Annotated in this window: 14 protein-coding genes; 8 read left to right on the forward strand and 6 right to left on the reverse strand. The window is 55.6% G+C overall.

The features are described 5' to 3' along the window. Window positions 1-76: 76 nt before the first annotated feature. The 5 genes from FKG94_RS15765 to FKG94_RS15785 form a co-directional block, all read right to left on the reverse strand. Complete coding sequence (locus tag FKG94_RS15765) at window positions 77-472, reverse strand: RidA family protein (protein ID WP_142905273.1); 396 nt, start codon at window positions 470-472, stop codon at window positions 77-79. Between the two features lie 168 nt (window positions 473-640). Further along, window positions 641-1534: a LysR family transcriptional regulator gene (locus FKG94_RS15770; RefSeq protein ID WP_142905274.1), complete on the reverse strand. Its 894-nt coding sequence runs from the start codon at window positions 1532-1534 to the stop codon at window positions 641-643. A 203-nt stretch (window positions 1535-1737) separates the two neighbouring features. Continuing rightward, complete coding sequence (locus tag FKG94_RS15775) at window positions 1738-2436, reverse strand: hypothetical protein (protein ID WP_142905275.1); 699 nt, start codon at window positions 2434-2436, stop codon at window positions 1738-1740. A gap of 54 nt (window positions 2437-2490) precedes the next feature. Then, window positions 2491-3213, reverse strand: coding sequence for a class I SAM-dependent methyltransferase (locus FKG94_RS15780; protein ID WP_142905276.1), 723 nt, complete (start codon window positions 3211-3213; stop codon window positions 2491-2493). A gap of 44 nt (window positions 3214-3257) precedes the next feature. Beyond that, a complete protein-coding gene (locus FKG94_RS15785) occupies window positions 3258-3641 on the reverse strand; it encodes a lipocalin-like domain-containing protein (RefSeq protein ID WP_142905277.1) in 384 nt (127 codons plus the stop codon). A 339-nt stretch (window positions 3642-3980) separates the two neighbouring features. Between FKG94_RS15785 and FKG94_RS15790 the strand changes: the two genes are divergently transcribed. The 4 genes from FKG94_RS15790 (at window position 3981) to FKG94_RS15805 (ending at window position 9147) form a co-directional block, all read left to right on the forward strand. Next, entirely contained in the window at window positions 3981-4331 is a 351-nt protein-coding gene (locus FKG94_RS15790; protein ID WP_142905278.1) for a DUF6176 family protein, read from the forward strand. A gap of 104 nt (window positions 4332-4435) precedes the next feature. Then, window positions 4436-6526: a DUF748 domain-containing protein gene (locus FKG94_RS15795; RefSeq protein ID WP_142905279.1), complete on the forward strand. Its 2091-nt coding sequence runs from the start codon at window positions 4436-4438 to the stop codon at window positions 6524-6526. Window positions 6527-6618: 92 nt separating this feature from the next. After that, window positions 6619-8865: a DNA topoisomerase IV subunit A gene (parC, locus tag FKG94_RS15800; protein ID WP_142905280.1), complete on the forward strand. Its 2247-nt coding sequence runs from the start codon at window positions 6619-6621 to the stop codon at window positions 8863-8865. Between the two features lie 21 nt (window positions 8866-8886). Then, the gene (locus FKG94_RS15805; RefSeq protein WP_142905281.1) at window positions 8887-9147 is read left to right on the forward strand and encodes a PilZ domain-containing protein; all 261 of its coding nucleotides are present in this window, start codon (window positions 8887-8889) and stop codon (window positions 9145-9147) included. Between the two features lie 269 nt (window positions 9148-9416). Here FKG94_RS15805 and aceK read toward each other — a convergent pair whose 3' ends face one another. Then, a complete protein-coding gene (aceK, locus tag FKG94_RS15810; protein WP_142905282.1) occupies window positions 9417-11201 on the reverse strand; it encodes a bifunctional isocitrate dehydrogenase kinase/phosphatase in 1785 nt (594 codons plus the stop codon). 139 nt (window positions 11202-11340) lie between these two features. On the opposite strand from aceK, the gene FKG94_RS15815 reads away from it, so the two are divergent. The 4 genes from FKG94_RS15815 to FKG94_RS15830 all read left to right on the forward strand — a co-directional run. Then, window positions 11341-12390 carry a polysaccharide deacetylase family protein gene (locus FKG94_RS15815; RefSeq protein WP_246125195.1) on the forward strand — a complete coding sequence of 350 codons (1050 nt, stop codon included), beginning with the start codon at window positions 11341-11343 and terminating at the stop codon, window positions 12388-12390. Between the two features lie 26 nt (window positions 12391-12416). Then, window positions 12417-13583: an HD-GYP domain-containing protein gene (locus FKG94_RS15820; RefSeq protein ID WP_142905284.1), complete on the forward strand. Its 1167-nt coding sequence runs from the start codon at window positions 12417-12419 to the stop codon at window positions 13581-13583. A 417-nt stretch (window positions 13584-14000) separates the two neighbouring features. Beyond that, window positions 14001-14531, forward strand: a complete 531-nt coding sequence (locus tag FKG94_RS15825; protein WP_142905285.1) for a hypothetical protein — start codon at window positions 14001-14003, stop codon at window positions 14529-14531. 79 nt (window positions 14532-14610) lie between these two features. After that, the coding region (locus FKG94_RS15830; protein ID WP_142905286.1) for an RHS repeat domain-containing protein at window positions 14611-18290 on the forward strand (3680 nt) is incomplete at its 3' end.

The raw sequence follows: 18290 nt of genomic DNA on the forward strand, positions 1-18290 counted from the left end.
AACAGGCAACTCTCCCCCCGAGTGAAGGTGTTTATCGATTGGTTGACGGCTTTATTTGAGTAGATGGAAGGCAATTTCAGAGTTTAGCCACAGCCTCAATTTCAATCAACGTTCCCGGCGAGGCCAGTGATGCGACCCCGATGCCAGTCAGTGCCGGCCGGGCGATCCCAATACGGTTAGTGAGTATTGGGACGACTTTCTTCATATGGTCTCCGAGTTCACCCTTGATGTAAACACGTAGCTGTAGTACGTTTTCGATGGAAGAGTTTGCCGCTTCCAATACGGTCTCCAGGTTTTTCAGTGCATTTTCGGCCTGCGCCTCGATGCCCTCATTTTTCAGTGCATAGTTGGCATCCCAGTCCACTTGTCCAGAGACAAACACCAAACCACTGTCGGTATCTATAGCTGCCTGCGACATCCCAAAAGGAGAGCCGTCGTAGAGCGCAGCGGGATTTATCTTAGTAATACTCATAAAAACCTCCAAAGCCAAGTGATTGTGCGGCGTCAGGGTAGAGGTACAGCCGATCTTTATCCATCAAGCCGGACTTGTAACGGATACAAGTGGCATCCAATTACCCGGCCTTAAATAGAGTGGTGTTCTAAAGCAAATAGCTGTGAGTCATTGAATAGACAAGTAGAGTTACGGCGATCCCGCAAACGATTTATTTACGTGGTCGAGCAGCCATAGAATAAACGGATCGCTTTTGGTGCTGGGGTGATATGCCGCCACGACCTCATATCCGGGAGGATATTTCTTGAGTGGAATTTCAAATAACCCTTCACAAGGAAGGAGGCGGGAGGGGAGAAAAGCCACCATATCTGATTGCCTCAAATACGCCTGTGTTATGTGAAACGAGGGGGCTGAGATAACCACATTGCGACGCAGGCCCTGCTGTTCAAACCAGGTGTCGGCAGACCCTTTAAAACTGCCTGTTCCGGGCGATGTGACGACAAAATCCTGTTCGGCCAGACTGGGTAGTGGTAAATAATCGTCAAATACGATCGCTTTATTGGCCGAAACGCATAGGTACTTTTCGGTGAACAACGACCTGGTAAGCAGACCTTCAGGTACGTATCCGCCAGCGGTAAGTGCCAGATCGATATCTCCTTGCTGCATTTTCCTGATCAGGTCGGCCACTTCGATATTGACAACGATGACTTTGACTTTTGGCGCAGATTTTCTTAACGTTTTGAGCAACGGCCCTATAATGACTTCTTGAGTGTAATCTGTTGCCGATACCACCAGTGTTCTTTCTATTTCGCCTGGATTGCCAGAGTTGGGTAGGGGGATGTTGTTGAGAGAGTTCAGCACCCCCCGGATATGGGGTTCAATCAACTTGGCATAAGGCGTAGGGACTACCCCATGCCCGGTCCTTACAAACAGCGGATCACCCATAATCTTACTTATCTTTTTCACCTGTAGGCTGACTGCCTGTTGAGAGACATCAAGGTATTCCGCCGCCGCCGATATCTTCCCAAATCGATATAGAGCGTCGAGTGTTCTGAGATGATGTATTTCAAGCTTTTCAATCATGATTCTCTTGCATCATGTCGGCGGTGTTTACTTTACCGATAACCGCAACCCGAACTTTCCTGTTGAGTGTTGGCAATTCCCTGCGCCGGCTATTTGGTTGGGTAAACAAGCCCGTGTTTCAATGGGTTAGATGCCAGTGCCCTTTCACCGGATGCGGTACTTCCGTGACCGCGACCGCCGTCGATCCGGCGCATCGGATGATTTTAGACAGAATCCAACAGTGCCGTAATAAAACCCCCAATCCCTGCCAGATTGGCAGCGGCCGCGATGGCTGCCCCGGCTTTGGTCTTGAGACCTTTGTCGCCGCGCAACTCCCGCAGTTTCTTTTTGCCCAGCGATTTCCCCAACTGCTTGATCACCGGGCCCATCAACTCGTGAATAGTGTCCATTTCCCCACTGGCAAACTGTGTCTGGCTGGCATCGAAGATATGGTCGAGCAGTTCAAACAGCGTGCTGAGGGTAATGGTCACGGTTTCGTAGGTGCTGGAAAAAGGCGCCGTGCCGCCGATTGCCCGCAGGCGTTTTTGCATATATTTATATAACGCCGGATTTTCAAATTTGAATTTAACCTGGGCCCGCTCGTAACTCTCCAACTCGAATTTGGTGGTTCTCAATTTTTCGAGAATATCGATCCAGGCCTGGCCTTCGGTGATACCGGAATATTTTATCAGTCCTGTCTCATAGAGTGACTTGACCCGGGATTCCTTCAGCATAAAAATCTGGCCCAGTTCAAAGGCGTCAAAGGATTTACCGCTGTATTTGGTATAGAGGTAGATAATCAAGGCATCGAGATCGGGTTTGGGAATGCCGCCCAGGCCTTGTTTGTCGACGTAGTGTTTCATCAGCTCGCCGAGAAACTCCGGTTGCTTGCCGAGGGGTACATCCTTTAATAGATTGCGCAAGGTTTTGGTCTCCTGATCTGTGGTGCCATGCCTGTTGCCGCCGGGCCTGCTGTTTCAGCCGGGTTTGCGTGCCACAAAGCGGCGCCCGATCCAACAGTCGCTGTCGATTTCGCCCAGGCTTCTCTCGAGGGCCAATGCGGCTTCCACCACAGCCCCGCCCTGTGGGGTTGCGGCGACCTCCCGGCAGATATAGCGATACAGGTAGGGTGCGGTCGCCAGGTGCGTGAGGCGAAAGCGCGCGCTCAACGCATCCCGCAGGGTGGTGGCAGTGTGTAAGTGATGGTCTCGATGCAAAGAATGACCCCGTTGCACGGCCAGCAGTTCTTCGCGCAAGGCCGTGTCCGGATACGGCAGCGCCGCGCTGGCTTCCAGCAGCGCCAACAGTTCATAGAACCAGCCGGCGAAGGCCGGCTTCAGTTCGTCGAAGGCGAAGTCCTCGACCATAACCGCGCCGCCGGGGGCCAATAGCTTTGCCGCCTCATCCAATGCCGCAGCCAGTGGTTGGATATGGTGCAGTGAGCGGGTAAAGACAATGACATCAAAAGGGTTTTCGATAAACTGCGGCCAGTGTGCGACTCGCGCATCCACGCCCCGCTGGCGAGCCCTGGCTACGGCGGCCGCGTCGGTGTCGATCGCCACTACCTGATGGCCGCGGGTTTTCAGGGCCTCAGCCACCTCGCCGCTGCCACAGCCGACCTCCAGTACCCGGGCCCGGTTGTGCGCGTGGTCGGTAATAAAGCGAACGGTTTCCCGGGTCGGGATTTGCACGGGGTCCATTACATAGTCTCTCCGGCGACGGACCGGGGCGGGCTGCGGCCGGATTAAAAACTATCGTTGATTAAAACCAGCGGCCGGTCTTCCTGCTGGGATTGCAACACCAGCTTTCCCTCCGTCAGTTCCTGTATGTTGTAGCGGTATCGCCTGTTTTTGCCTTTCTCGATGGGCGCCTCGTATTCGATGTGCAGCACCGCATTTTCAACACGCCACCTGAACTCGTGGGCAAAGGGGGCATGATCGGTGCCGGTGAGGGTTTCGTAAACCCCTTCCCCGTCTCCGGTAAATGTCCAGTGTGCCGGTGCCCGGCTCCAGTGGCCGACCAGCAGCGCGGTCGCCTGCCGGTCGTCGACCTTGAGCGGGGCCTGGGTGGTGCAGCCGATCAGTGCCAGCAGCGGTGCTAACAACAGGACTGTGATCGTTATGCGCATGGGGCGGTTTCACTCTCTCCTGGGATCGCTGGGGGGGGCGGCCTGTGTGCGCCGTTTGTTCGGTTATTCAGTTCGTCAATGGTTCGGTGTTTACCCGGGGCTAAAGGCGTCCCGGTACAGCGGTGGCGGTTAGGATTGTATCAGGCTGCTCGGGTTGTGAAAATTGAAAGTTCCGCCGGCGCCCTGGAGGTAACGGATGCCGATCGGTAAAAAACGACTGCCGGCCGCAACCCGACTGCCGCTTTGTCTGTATATAAGAATATTAGTCCGGCCGCTTTGCGGTCGGCGTGAGAACCGCTTTTTGCGGCGAGCGCCGGTTTTGGTAACGAGGTAAAGTCCATGCTGAAAACCCAATGCCTGAAAGTGCCGATAGTGACGGGGCGGGAGGCGCGGGTCCGCCACTGGCTCGCCTCGTTGAACAGTCGTAAACATGCGGTGCTGGAGGCGATCAGGTCGGAACAGATAGCCGACGAAGCGATCTTCTACGCCGACGAAGCGGGCGGTAGTTTTCTCTATCTCTACGCGCGGGCGTTTGATTTCGCCGTGGCCGCCGAGGCATTTCAGTCATCGGCATTACCCATTGATCGGGAGTTCAAGATTATCTATGGCGAGTGCCTGGATTTCGAGGCGGCCCTGCCCCTGGAGCTGTTGTTTGCGGCTGACAGTTTCCGCGAGGACACCTGTCCCTAGCTGGCCAGCCCTACCTCCGTGTTTCTAATTTTTTATCACGACGGGGGCATTCGCGCCTGCTGCGGCATGCTAAAGTGTTCATATTTGAGGCTTGGGTTGCTGGCATGGCGGTATATCGTTTTCCCTGGTGGCGGATAGTGCTGGGGCTGGTGCTGGTATTGGCACTGCTGATCACTTTGCTGCCGCTGGCGGTACAGACTTTGACGCTGCGGTGGTTAGAGCGCCAGGGGTTGCAGGCAGAGTTTGGTTATCTCGGGTTTTCCCCCTTGCGGGGCACTTTGTCGCTGCAGGATTTGCGCGGCCGCAGTGAGCGGGGCGATGGCTTTGCCGTGCAGCGGCTGTTGCTCGATATCGCCTGGACGGGGCTGCTCGATGGCCGCTTGCAGGTCGAGAATATCGAACTTGAGGGCGTGCAGCTCGATATCGCGGTCACTGGCGGCCTGCGAGTGGGAGGGATAGATATCGACGCCCTCGAGGCTACTGCCGAGCCCGCACCGCCGCCCGACGAAACCCGGGCGCGACCCTGGACCCTGCAGGTGGAGCGGTTCGGTTTTCGAGACCTTTCTGTTTGCTACCGCGACACTGCACCCGCTGCCGCGCCCCCGCTGCACCTGTGTGGATCGCTGGTGCGCATCGGTTCGGGCGCGCCGGTGGTTGCACAAACGGGAGCTGGACCCCGGGTAACCTTCGACGGCGAACTGGTGTTGGCGGGGCTCGAGTTGCGCGACCTGCAGGTGCCGGCAACGCTGCTGCAACTGGACACATTGTCCGTTCAAGGGGGCAGCCTGACCGCAGAGCAAATGACCCTGGCACGCCTGGAGTTGGCCAATCTGGCGCTGGCCGGGCGGGATGCGGCGGCGGTTGCCGCGCAGGATAATCCCTTTCACCTGAAATTGCGGCGCCTGCTGGTCGCGGGTATCGACCGGTCCACGGCGGTGATTGCAGTGAAGCACATAGAACTGGATGGGCCGGATATGCTGTTGCACCGGACCCGAACCGGCGAGATGCCGTTGCAGGTATTAGTGACCGATCTGGCGAGCCCTGGTGGGGAGCGGACGCCAGAGGCGGACACCAAAACGACGCCGGAGGGCGCGCCTGCTGCCGGTGCGGATGGCAGCGCCGATGATTTGGGCGCTGTGGGAGGTGATACCCCGGATGCTGCGCCTACCCCCGACACTGCCCTGGTGATCGACCGGGTGTCACTCAGTGACGGCAAACTGCTGCTACTCGATGAGAGCACACCGACACCGGTTCGCAAAAGCCTGCGGGATATTACCGTGTCGATAGAAGGGCTCGACAGTCGCGCGCCCGGTCGCCCGGCCACGCTGTCGCTGTCCGCCGGCTTGGATGAATTTGGCACCATGGCGGTGGACGGCACGGTCAAGCCGTTCGCCGAGGCGCTGGAAGTCACCCTGTCCGGCAGCCTGACGGCGGTGAACCTCCTGCCCTTCAGCGGCTATATGGAGCAGGCGATCGGTTACCGTATCGTCAGCGGCCAGTTCAGCGATCAATTCCGCCTCGCCATCGCCGACAACCAGATTGATGCCGTTACCGAACTGGCATTGCACAAACTGGATATAAACCGCCTCAAAGCCGCCACCGCTGGAGAGGGTAGCACCGAGAGCGGCCTGCTGCCGATTGGGGTGGCCCTCGACCTGTTGCGCGAGGACGACGACAGGATAGCCCTGAAGCTGCCGGTGCGGGGCGATCTTCACGACCCGGACTTTTCACTGACCGACGTCACCACCAGGGTTGCGCGCAAGGCCCTGACCGAGGCGGTGATCAACTATTACACACCCTTCGGCCTGGTAAGCCTGGGTTCGATGCTGGTGTCGTCGGCGACCCGATTGCGCTTTGCACCGCTGGAGTATGCCCCGGGTGAGGTAGAGCCTGATGAAGGTGCTGCCGAGCGGTTGCAGCAGTTGTCGCAGTTGTTACAGAAAAAAAAGCGGCTCAACCTGGTGTTCTGTCCCCTTGCCACCGGCCCCGATCGGGCCCAACTTTACCCGGATGACCATGAGGGTGCGGCGGCTGACGCCCAGGTGCAGCGGCTGCGGCAGTTGGCGCAGCAACGGGGCGAGGCGGCGAAGCGCCGCCTGCTGGCGCTGGGGGTGGCCAGCGAGCAGGTCGTGCTTTGCAGCCCCGCCTTCGACCCCGACCCGGCGCTGGCGCCACAGGTGCGCATAAGTCTGTAGGGGATAGGTCTGTAAGCGAGACCTAATGGATTGATGCCCGCCGCGGCATTTGGTATAAGCCGGGCAGAAACTTTAATGTAGCAGGACGATTTATGACCGATGCCACCACGCCCGGTGAAGCCGATGAACGTATCTCCCTGAAACAGTACACGGAGCAGGCTTACCTCAACTATTCCATGTACGTTATTCTGGACCGCGCCCTGCCCCACGTGGGCGACGGCCTGAAGCCGGTGCAGCGGCGCATTGTCTACGCCATGAGTGAGCTGGGCCTGAAGGTATCGGCCAAGTACAAGAAATCCGCCCGCACCGTGGGTGACGTGATCGGTAAGTATCACCCCCATGGCGACTCGGCCTCCTACGAGGCTATGGTGCTGATGGCGCAGCCGTTTTCATACCGCTATACCCTGATCGACGGCCAGGGCAACTGGGGCTCCCCCGACGATCCCAAATCCTTTGCCGCCATGCGCTATACGGAGTCGCGCCTGACCGCCTACAGCGATGTGCTGCTGTCGGAACTGGGCCAGGGCACGGTGGACTGGGAGCCGAATTTCGACGGCACCCTGCAGGAGCCTTCCGTGCTGCCGGCACGGGTTCCCAATGTGTTGCTCAACGGCACCACCGGCATTGCCGTGGGCATGGCCACCGATATTCCGCCCCACAATCTGCGGGAAGTGGTGGCGGCAACCGTGCACCTGTTGGAAAACCCCAAGGCGTCGGTGGCCGATTTGTGCGAGTTTGTGTTGGCGCCGGACCTGCCCACGGAAGCGGAGATCATCTCGCCCCGGGAAGATATCCGGAAAATGTACGAAACCGGTCGCGGCAGCCTGCGCATGCGCGCGGTGTGGAGCAAAGAGGGCGGCGATGTGGTGGTGACGGCTTTGCCGCACCAGGTCAGCGGCGCGAAGGTGCTGGAGCAGATCGCCGCGCAGATGCAGGCGAAGAAGCTGCCCATGGTGGCCGACCTGCGCGACGAGTCCGATCATGAAAACCCCACCCGCCTGGTGATTGTGCCGCGCTCCAACCGCATCGACCTGGAAGCGATGATGAATCACCTGTTTGCCACCACCGACCTGGAGCGCACCTACCGTATCAATATCAATGTTATCGGTATCGACGGGCGCCCCGCTGTCAAATCGCTGGATATCATTCTCGGCGAGTGGTTGAGCTTCCGCATGGTGACTGTGCGCCGGCGCCTGCAATATCGATTGACCAAAGTGGAAGAACGGCTCGAGCGCCTGGCGGCCTTGCTGATTGTCTTTCTCAATGTGGACGAGGTGATCCGGATCATCCGCACCGAGGATGAGCCCAAGCCGGTATTGATCAAGCGCTTCAAGCTGAGCGAGATGCAGGCCGAGTATATTCTCGACACCAAACTGCGCCAGTTGGCCCGCCTCGAGGAGATGAAAATCCTCGAGGAGAAAGCGGCACTGGAAGGCGAGCGCGACAACCTGCAGAAAACGCTCGACTCGGCCCGCCGCCTGAAAACGCTGGTGAAAAAGGAACTGCTGGAGGCCGCCGACACCTACGGCGACGAGCGCCGCTCGCCCCTGGTCTCCCGCGGCGAGGCCCAGGCGTTTAGCGAGACAGACCTGTTGAGCAGCGACCCGATTACCGTGATCCTGTCGGAGAAAGGCTGGATTCGCGCCGCCAAGGGACACGATATCGACCCCCATACGCTCAGCTATAAAGCCGGCGATAAATTCAAGCTGTCGGCCCAGGGTAAAACCAACCAGAATGTCACACTGCTGGACTCCACCGGCCGCAGCTACGCGCTGGCGGCGCACACGCTGCCCTCGGCGCGGGGCCAGGGCGAGCCGGTGACCGGCCGGCTCAATGCACCCAGCGGCGCCACGTTTAACGGCTTGCTGATGGGGCAGGATCGACAGCGTCTGTTGTTGTGCTCTGATGCCGGCTACGGTTTCGTGGCGAACTTCGGTGACCTCTACACCAAAAACCGCTCCGGCAAGGCGGCGCTGACGTTGCCCAAGGGAGCCCGGGTATTGCCGGCCATGGTCATTGCCGATCCGGACAACGACTTGCTGGCGGCGGTCAGTAACGAGGGCCGGTTACTGGTGTTTCCCGTCACCGAACTGCCGGAACTGGCGCGGGGTAAAGGCAATAAAATCATGAATATTCCCGCCGCCCGGGTGCAGTCGCGGGAGGAGTTTGTGATGGGGGTGGCCGTGGTCGGCGCCGGGCAGGCGTTGAAGTTAAATGCCGGCAAGCGCCACCTGAACTTAAAGCACGCAGACCTGGACCACTACCGTGGCGAACGGGGCCGGCGCGGCAACAAACTGCCGCGGGGATTCCAGAAAGTGGACAGCATAGAGGTTTGTTGACAGCAGACGACCGAGAGGCTTATGAACAGCGATCAGCGCCGGTGTCCGCGCACACCGTTAAAATGCCGCATCAAGATCACGCACGTCAGTATCGGTGAGATCGAGGTCAACACCCGCAATATTTCCGACGGCGGCGTGTTTATCGTTACCGGGGATATAGAGATGCCGCCGGTGGGCACCGTGGTCGTGGGCCAGGTCCAGGGTATGCCGGAGCCGGCGCCGTTGCTCGATATGGAAATCGTGCGGGTGGAGCCCGAGGGCGTGGGGCTGAGATTTCTCTAGCCCGCCGCTCGAGCTAGTGCTTTGACCAGAAAATATTTGCACTTCGGTTGCACTGAGGTTTCGATCAGGGGGGGCGCCTAGCCTATAGCCCTTCGGGACCTTCACCAGCAGGGATGCTGGCGTAGAGCCTACAGGGATGTATTTATCGGGGGGGGGGCGCCTAGCCCGTGTCCTGGAGGGCTATAGGCTAGGCGCCCCCCCTGATCGAGACCGTGTCAGCTGAGGACACCAAAACCCGTTTTGGGTGAAAATCTTTATTTGTCAAAGCACTAGAAATTGAACAGATGTTCGGTGCCGCTCTTATCGACGGCGGCATCGGCGCGCTCGAAACGCGTGCGGCGCCGGTAGGGGAAGGTATCGCCGATCTGGCCGGCCAGCAGCGCGTCTTTGATGCGCTGCCAGAAACGGTAGTCGTACAGGTCCCGGTGCTGTTCCTCAAACGCTTTGCGGGCGGTGGGGTTACCGCTGAAAAACAGGCGGAACTCCTCCGGGAAGATATCGTTTTCGGCCACCGTGTACCAGGGGCGGTCCGCCATTTCCTCCGCCTCGTTGCGCGGCTCGGGAATTTTGCGAAAATTGCACTCGGTGATCGGCGCTATCTCATCGTAGTCGTAAAACACCACCCGCCCGTGGCGCGTGACACCGAAGTTTTTCAGCAGCATATCACCGGTAAAAATATTGGCCGCGGCGAGCTGTTTGATAGCGTTGCCGTACTCGTCCATGACATCGTAAATCTGTTCGTCGGTCGCCGAGCGCAGATAGAGGTTGAGCGGCGTCATGCGCCGCTCGGTGTAGAGGTGCTTGATAATGACCCGCTTGTCGTCGATCTCGAGCTTGGAGGGCGCCACCCGCTGCAACTCCTCCAGCAACTCCTGGCTGAAGCGGTTGCGGTAAAAAATAAAGTTGCTGTACTCCTGGGTATCGGCCATGCGTCCGGCCCGGTCGCTGCGTGACACTAGGCGGTACTGGCTTCTGACGATTTCTTCGGTCACGGTTTTGGGCGGATCGAACTTGTCCTTGATGATCTTAAAAACGATGCCGTAGGACGGCAGCGTAAACACCGACATCACCATCCCCTTGATGCCGGGGGCGATGACAAACTTGTCGTCGCTGTGTTTCATATGTTCCAGCACATTGCGATAGAACTCAGTCTTGCCGTGTTTGTTGAAGCCAATGGAATTGTAGACTTCCGAGGCCTCCTTTTGCGGCATCAGCGACTTGATAAAGCGGACGAAGCGCGAGGGAATCGGCGCATCCACCATAAAATAGGAGCGGGTGAAGCTGAAAATAATCGAGGCGTCATCGGGTTTAAAAACCACGGTGTCAACATAGATACCGCTGTTTTCGTTATTCAGCAGCGGCAAAATGATAGGCACGCTGCCGCTGCCCCGGCTGACCCGGCCCACCAGATAGGCGGCTTTATTGCGATAGAAAACCGACTCCAGTATATCGATGCGCACCGGCGGCAGGGAGCTGTCGCTGTCAGCTAGAATATGTTCCTCGATAACCTGGACAATATTGGCCACATCGCGTTTTTTATTTTCCCAAGGCACGGAAAACTCGAAATCGTCGAGAATGCGCGATACCAGTTCCTCTACATTTTTGTCCAGACGGTAGCTGATGTAGATGCTGTAGTCCTTCAATGGCTTGCCGTCCTGCGCCCGGGAGGGCTTGACGAACATATGGCGTTCGTGGATGTGCCGGTGTCGAAAGATTCTGCAGAAGATGGAGTTGAAAAATGTCTCGGCGATTTCGTAGTTGCTGTGGCTGCTGACCAGTTGCGCATAGGCCAGTTTGGCCTGGGCCCAGAGGTCGATATCGCTGGTATCTTTGCTGGTCACCCCCCGCACCAGTTCACACACCTGCATGACTTTTTGTTTGTACAGATCGATACGGTTGCGGTGCGCCTCATGGACCGCCTGCCAGTCGGCCTTCTCGAAGCGCGCCTTGGCGCCGAGGGTCATATTCTGAAAGTCCGCAAAGTAGGCGTCGAAGCCGTTCAGGATGGTTTTGGCGATGCGGCGGGCGGTGGGGCTGGGCGTGCTGATATCCATAAAGTCTGTAGGTGGTTGCAAAAACAGTGGTAATAATGGCTTAAAACATTGCTTAAGTCATCCGTAGTCGGCGAGAATTCGGGGGTATACAAAACTTGGAGCATTTTATCTTATGTTGAAGCGGTGGTTCGGACTACTGATGTTGACAGCCGTCCTTGGGGCCAAGCCCGCCGGGGCGGCGGTGGTGTTGCAGTATCATTACGTCGACGATACGACGCCGGCGATTACCAGTGTGACGGTGGCGCGTTTCCGGGAGCATATGGCTTATTTAAAGGACCGGGGCTTTCAGGTGGTAGCGCTGGGCGATCTGGTGGCGCGGCTGCGGGCCGGGAAGCCCCTGCCCGACCGGGCGGTGGCGTTGACGTTTGACGACGGCTACCGCTCGGTTTACACCGAGGCATTTCCGCTGCTGCGGCGCCAGCAGTGGCCGTTTACAGTGTTTATCAACCCGGCTGCTATCGACGGTGGTTCCTCCCAGTTCGTGACCTGGGACCAACTGCGCGAGATGCGCGATGCCGGTGCGGAGATTGCCAATCACAGCAACAGCCACGCGCACCTGCTGCGGCGGGGCCAGGGTGAGGGCCGGGCGGCCTGGGAGCGGCGGGTGCGCGGTGATATCGAGGCGGCCCAGGTCCGCATCAAAGCCGAGTTGGGTGCAGCGCCGCGGTTATTTGCCTATCCTTATGGAGAGTACGACACGGCGCTGCTCAACCTTTTGCGAGAGCTGGATTACGCGGCGGTTGGCCAGCACTCCGGCGCACTGGGGTCCGGCGCCGACCTGCAGGCGCTGCCGCGGTTTCCGTTTGGCGGCAGTTACGGTGATGCCGAGGACTTTGCCGCCAAGGTCAACAGCCTGCCGTTGCCGGTGACCGGACTGCGCCTGCTGGACGAAAAGCGGCGTCCGCTCACCGATCTGGTGCTGCCGCAGCAGGTCGCCAGACCCTGGTTGGAAGTGCAATTGGCCGATCCGAAAAAATACCGGGCTATCAACTGTTTTGCCTCCGGGCAGGGGCGGATCGAGGTGCAGTATACCGACACGGGCTTTGCGGTGCAGGCGCCGCGGCCCTTGCCGGTGGGGAGGTCGCGCTATAATTGTACTCATGCGTCTGCCGAGCGCGGGCGTTTTTATTGGATGTCGCAGCCTTTTATCCGCAAGAAAGCCGATGGAAGCTGGTATTCAGAGCCTTAATTGCCTCGAGGTAGCTGCCGCTCAAGATGGCCAAGATCAAGCGCATTCCCACCGGTTGCCTTAAGGTCGGTATGTATATTGCCGACACCAACCACGATTGGGTTCCCGCGGACAACCTGCGCCGTCACGGCCTGGTGCGGCGCCCGGAGGTGATTAAACAGATTGCCGCTCTGGGAGTCACCGAAATCCATATCGACACGGAAAAGGGTCTCGACTGTGCTGAAGGGATGGCGGTGGATGCTGCCGCAGTTGACGCCGGCGCAGCGCGTTTTGATCGGGAAAAAAAACAGGCCCGGCAACTGTATGGTGACAGCCTGCAACTTATCGATCAGTTGCTGGTGGATGTAAAAGCCGGGGGCAATATCCCGGTGCAAAAGGTTGAAGACATGGCCGATGGGATTATCGGCTCGCTCAGCAACAATCAGAATGCATTGGCCTGTATTACCCGGCTGCGCGATAAAGATCAGTATCTTCTCGAACACTCGTTCAATGTCGCGGTACTGATGGGGGTTTTGGCGCGTTCGCTGAATATCGGCAGCGATGATTTGCACCAGATAGTCACCGGTGCCCTGTTGCACGATGTGGGCAAAATCCACATCCCCGATAGAATACTGCACAAACCCGGCCGTCTCGAGGCTGCCGAGTGGGAGGAAATGAAACGCCATGTCGATTACGGGCGTCAGGTGCTGGGTGCCAGCGCCGGTATTAGTGCCATCAGCAAAGACATCTGCAGCCAGCATCACGAGCGCCTGGACGGCACCGGCTATCCGCGCGGGCTGAGTGGTGAGGCCATCAGCCTGCACGGGCGCATGGCAGCGGTGGTGGATGTATACGATGCGGTTACCTCGGATCGGGTTTACCACACTGGTATGGCGCCGACCCTGGCGATGAAAAAGCTGGTGGAGTGGAGTGGCTCGCACCTCGATCGGGAGTTGGTCTATCAGTTTATTCGCTGTATGAGTGTCTACCCCGCCGGTGCGCTGGTAGAGTTGGATAGTGGCAACTTGGCGGTCGTATTGGAGGCCAATACCAGACAGCAGGACAAGCCGCGGGTGCTGACGGTTTACAGGGAAAAAAACCAGCGCTATATAGCGGGTGGAACTCTGGACCTGGCGCACACTGGCGCCGGTGCGCGGATTGTGAGAGCGGTCGAGGCCAGGGATTATGGTATTGATTTGGCTGATTTTTTGTAGTTGGATTGCGCGGTTCTGGCTCTGTTGCCGGTGTGCGTGTTCGTGTCCTTGCTTTATGCGACGCTTTAGATTTACATCTTTCCTTTTATCTTTTTCTTCAAGTTAATGGTTGTTTTTATCAGCGAATATTTATGGATATGTGGATAAAAACTCGTTGTAAGCCATCTATAACCTGAGCCGTTGTAAGCTGGACGACAGGTGGTTTGATATTTTCCACACCCCGCTGTGCAGAATATATTTGGCCTATTTTATCGAAATGCAGATGACGTGATCTTCTCGAATGCGTTACAGTAAACGCGTCGTCCAAAACATAGTAGTAACTGTTGCATTTTACCCCAACCTATTTTTACAAATACGAAAGGTTTTTTGCAGCAGTAAAAAATGTTGAGGTAGAACCTGTTTGCGAGAGGGAGAATAATGTCTGTTTCTGGAAGAAATGTGTTTTTTGCTTTGGGCTTCCTATCTATCTTGGCAATGTCGGTCTATGCGGTTCAGAAAATTTGGTTTGGCGCCAAGCCCCCGAATACCCCCGACTCACAACCGCCTCCTCTGGCGATTGCTTCAAGTTTGAAGCCGGAGCCATGGAGGGCGTTAAATAACCATCCGCAACAAAGCCCGCCTTCGTCCGGTGAAAAGATGCCAATCAAAAATGAAAGAGAGTCGAACGCAAAGGTGTTGGCGCCAAGCGAAACAGTGGGGGTGTCCGATGAAAAGGCGCCGGCGGCGGATCTGTCGGCGAGTAACGGCAGTGACGGTGCAGAGGGCGCAGCAGTGGTATTTGGCAGCGACGTTATCGATGCGCGGGAGCATGCGTTACCGTCTGCAAGAGAGGTCCGCACACTGCCGGTGATTCATCAAGGTCATAAGATAAGGTTGACGCAGTTTGCCGGTTCTTATGATACTCGGACTAACGATCCCAAAAAGCCTGCAAAAATGGGGGAGGAATAGATCTTTATACGGCGATCTTATCGAAGAGATAACAGCTTTTTTCAAGGTTAGCTTCATACTTTATAGGGAGTGGTAGATTATGATGAAGAACCTGTTGACGTTCGTATTGTGCAGTCTGTGGCTGCAATGGGGGAACCCTGCAGTTGCCGAAGAGATACGCGACTACTATGCCGAGCCAGGGTTTAACCCCTTCAAAGAAATAATCAATCAAAACTTCAATGAAACCGTAGACCCTTTTTCCGGCACTTTACAACTCCACTATACGGATATTCTAGTGCCGGGAAATGGTGGAATGGATATTCGGGTGAATCGCGTCTACACCAGCCTGCAAACCAACGCCTACCCGGTTAGATCACTGGCGGGGTTGGGATGGTTAATGCATTTTGGCCGTATTGTGACATCCAACCGCCATACGGATAAATTATGCAATCAGGGTCTTTGGTCCGTCAGCACGCGGGACAATCCGTCGTTAGAACAACCCGACGGTGGTCGGGAACTCCTTGTGCTAAACGCTATCGACAACGATGGCACATTGATTACCCGCAGTAACTGGAAAGCTGAGTGTGACAGCGTCAACCCCGGTATGCTGGTGACCGCGCCGGACGGTACGCGTTATACCATGGATAGATATGATTTCTATCAAGAAGAGCCCAGTTGGCTCACTACACGTATCGAGGATATTCACGGTAACTGGATTCGAATTGACTATGAGGAAAATGCTGCGGGCGAATCCTATATTGTCGCTGTCTATCGCAGTGAGGAAGGTGATAGCCAGCCGGTGTTGCGCTATGACTATGACGATGGTGCCGGCGCTTATGCGACACCCCGGCTGGCCAGTATTGAAGCCAATGGCCAGCGTTGGGAGTACGAGTATGAGAATATTGTCGGCTACACAGACCCTCGCCATCAACTGGTCAGGGTCAGGCGGCCCGACGGCAAAACGTGGGAGTACAGCTACAACAACAAAATTGATGATCCGGACCCTAATGATGGCATCGTCGAAGATGGCCTGGGTAGCTATTCGCTGAAACAGGTGAAATATCCTAATGGTGCACGTATTGACTATACCTACCAGTACGTGCAGTTTGATAAGGGATCGGCTTTTAGGACCACTTCCATACACACGAAATCCGTTTCCGGCGGCGGTGTGCAAAGCGGTACCACCAGCTATGAGTTTGCACCGCATAGCGTTCCTTATACCGCTGCAGATGGAACTGTTTTGCGCGTCGATTCGACAACTGTAACCGCGCCGCACGCAAAATATGTATACCAACATTACGGTAAAGACTTCATACAGCCTACACCCGGCACCTATCGATTTATCAAACCTTCTTTCGTGGGGTTATTGTATAGAAAGGCTACCTATGAACTGAACGATACCCTGAAGGAAGTCGTGGTCAAGGCGTGGGGACAGAGAAAGATTTCAGATGAGAACCTCTTCCACGGCGGCGATCGCAGTTGGTGGATAGAGGAAGAGACCAACTCCCCGATATTGCTGGGACACTATATCAGTCGTGACAGCAATGCCGATATTGATAATGTCACGGCGACCCAGTCTGTCGACTATTCCGACTACGACGCCTTTGGTAACGCGCAGACGATAACAGAATTTGTCAATTTACAGGATGTGCCGGGAAAAGTGACTGCCGTCACCTATATCAACGACCGTCAAAACTGGATTCTCAGTCTGCCCGTCAGCGAACGGGTAACCCATAATGGCCAGTCTTCAACGATCAGCCGCGAATATTTTCCCAACACCAATTTGTTAAAGGAAGAGAACAAATACGGTGTGGTAACAAAGTATAACTACACCACAGCAGGTGACTTGGCGTCGGTGGAAGATGCCCGGCGAAATGTAACAAATTATTCAGCTTATAAAAGAGGCATTGCCACACGAGAAGAGCGTCCGGAATCAGTTGTTTTAACGCGTGTCGTTAATGATACAGGTACTCTTGCATCGGAAACGGATGGCAGGGGGTATACCAAAGCGTACACCTATGACGACCTCAATCGACTAACGGGTATGGTTTATCCGATACATCTACCGGTATCGATAAGTTATGTCGGTAATACCAGGCGTCTACTGAGAGGGAATTATCGGCAGATTGACTCTTTTGATGGGTTAGGTCGCCTTATAGGAACCCAGCGCACTGACATCGGCACTAATGAAACCATTAGCTCGACGATTGAATATGACGCATCCGGGCGCAAGGTATTTGAATCCTATCCCAATTCACTCGAGGGTATGAGCTATGCCTATGATGCACTCGGTCGTCAAATGCGCAGAACTTATCCAGACGGCAATTACGTGAGTTTTGATTACGATGACTTTTTAATGGCTGAGACAAACGAGAGGGGTAAGATCACGCGGTATACTTACCGAACAGTTGGTGTTTCCAGCCGAGAGTTGTTCAGTATTCGCCAGCCGGACTCTATTACGACGATCATTCGGCGCAATATATTTGATCAAATTATTCAAATCTTTCAAGGGCAGCAACAGTCCAATGGAAGCGTTTTGGGTTTTCCCAGAGACTTTGAATACGATAGTCGACTCTTTTTAGTGTCGAAAACTGAGCCGGAAATTGGTGTTACAACTTATGGTCGAGATGAGGTCGGGAATTTAGAATCAGTAAGCGTGTCGGGATCGGCTACTACCTATTATGAATATGACGGGCTCAACAGGCTCAAGAAAGCTGATTACCCTGATGAGACGGACGATACACTTTATGAATACGACGGGAATGATAATTTAGACAGACTCGTTTCCGGCATCACAGAATGGTTGTATATCTACGATGCAAACAATAATTTAAAGCGAGAAACGCTTAGCATAAATGCACGGCTTGCGCGTAGCTACACAATAGAGTACGCCTATGATGGACTTGACACGATAAGCTCTACTGTTTATCCCGACGGTTTGGTTGTCGACTATGCGCCAAATGCGCTAGGGCGCGCGACAAAAGTGGGCGATTTTGCCACCGACGTGTTATTTCACCCTGCCGGACAGGTGAGTGCCTATACTCTCCATAACGGTGTTCAGGTATCGCAGACTTACGACAGGCGGCTCTTTCCCGAGACCATTGTCGCGGATTCTCTGTTGAATCTCACCTATTCCTATGACCCGAGCGGCAATGTGTCGGCCATTATCGATGGAATAGACAGTGCGCAGAATGTCTATATGAACCGGGTGAATGACTATGATGCGTTAGATCGACTTCGCGACGTGCGCGGCGGTTGGGGTCGCACCACGGTCAGTTACGACGAGCGCGGCAACATAACTGAAAAGTTTAACAGTGACAGCGGTAACTCTCGCTATATATATAGTAATGAAAAGCTACTCCGTTTAGAGGGCCACAGCTCCAGCAATATTTTTCAGTATGATATCTACGGCAATACTACAGAAAAACTGCGGTATATCCCCCAGGGAGGATTTTTAAACGAGGTTCACAGAGATACTTATCTTTATGATGATGCTTCCAGACTGATACAAAGTAAAGTCGCTGGTGTGGTAAAAGACTACATCTATGACGGACACAACCTGCGTTCACTAAGCCGGACCGGCGAAGGTTATGATCTCAGGTACAGTGTATATTCCAGCGCAGGACAGCTTGTATTTGAGGAGTCCATCGTCGATTGTACACGCACCAGTTATATTCGTCTTGGTAGCTTGCTGATCGCTGGATCAGACAATGTGTCCTTCCCCGCTGAGTTGGACTCAGACGGCGATGGTATTACGGACTGCTTGGAGTCCCAGTTAGG

The sequence above is a fragment of the Exilibacterium tricleocarpae genome, from assembly GCF_007004655.1.
Lineage (GTDB): Bacteria > Pseudomonadota > Gammaproteobacteria > Pseudomonadales > Cellvibrionaceae > Exilibacterium > Exilibacterium tricleocarpae.

Coding starts and splice junctions, on each gene's coding strand:
- FKG94_RS15765 (WP_142905273.1), bottom strand. CDS start 472: ATGAGTATTACTAAGATAAATCCCGCTGCGCTCTACGACGGCTCTCCT.
- FKG94_RS15770 (WP_142905274.1), bottom strand. CDS start 1,534: ATGATTGAAAAGCTTGAAATACATCATCTCAGAACACTCGACGCTCTA.
- FKG94_RS15780 (WP_142905276.1), bottom strand. CDS start 3,213: ATGGACCCCGTGCAAATCCCGACCCGGGAAACCGTTCGCTTTATTACC.
- FKG94_RS15785 (WP_142905277.1), bottom strand. CDS start 3,641: ATGCGCATAACGATCACAGTCCTGTTGTTAGCACCGCTGCTGGCACTG.
- FKG94_RS15790 (WP_142905278.1), top strand. CDS start 3,981: ATGCTGAAAACCCAATGCCTGAAAGTGCCGATAGTGACGGGGCGGGAG.
- FKG94_RS15795 (WP_142905279.1), top strand. CDS start 4,436: ATGGCGGTATATCGTTTTCCCTGGTGGCGGATAGTGCTGGGGCTGGTG.
- parC (WP_142905280.1), top strand. CDS start 6,619: ATGACCGATGCCACCACGCCCGGTGAAGCCGATGAACGTATCTCCCTG.
- FKG94_RS15805 (WP_142905281.1), top strand. CDS start 8,887: ATGAACAGCGATCAGCGCCGGTGTCCGCGCACACCGTTAAAATGCCGC.
- aceK (WP_142905282.1), bottom strand. CDS start 11,201: ATGGATATCAGCACGCCCAGCCCCACCGCCCGCCGCATCGCCAAAACC.
- FKG94_RS15815 (WP_246125195.1), top strand. CDS start 11,341: ATGTTGACAGCCGTCCTTGGGGCCAAGCCCGCCGGGGCGGCGGTGGTG.
- FKG94_RS15820 (WP_142905284.1), top strand. CDS start 12,417: ATGGCCAAGATCAAGCGCATTCCCACCGGTTGCCTTAAGGTCGGTATG.
- FKG94_RS15825 (WP_142905285.1), top strand. CDS start 14,001: ATGTCTGTTTCTGGAAGAAATGTGTTTTTTGCTTTGGGCTTCCTATCT.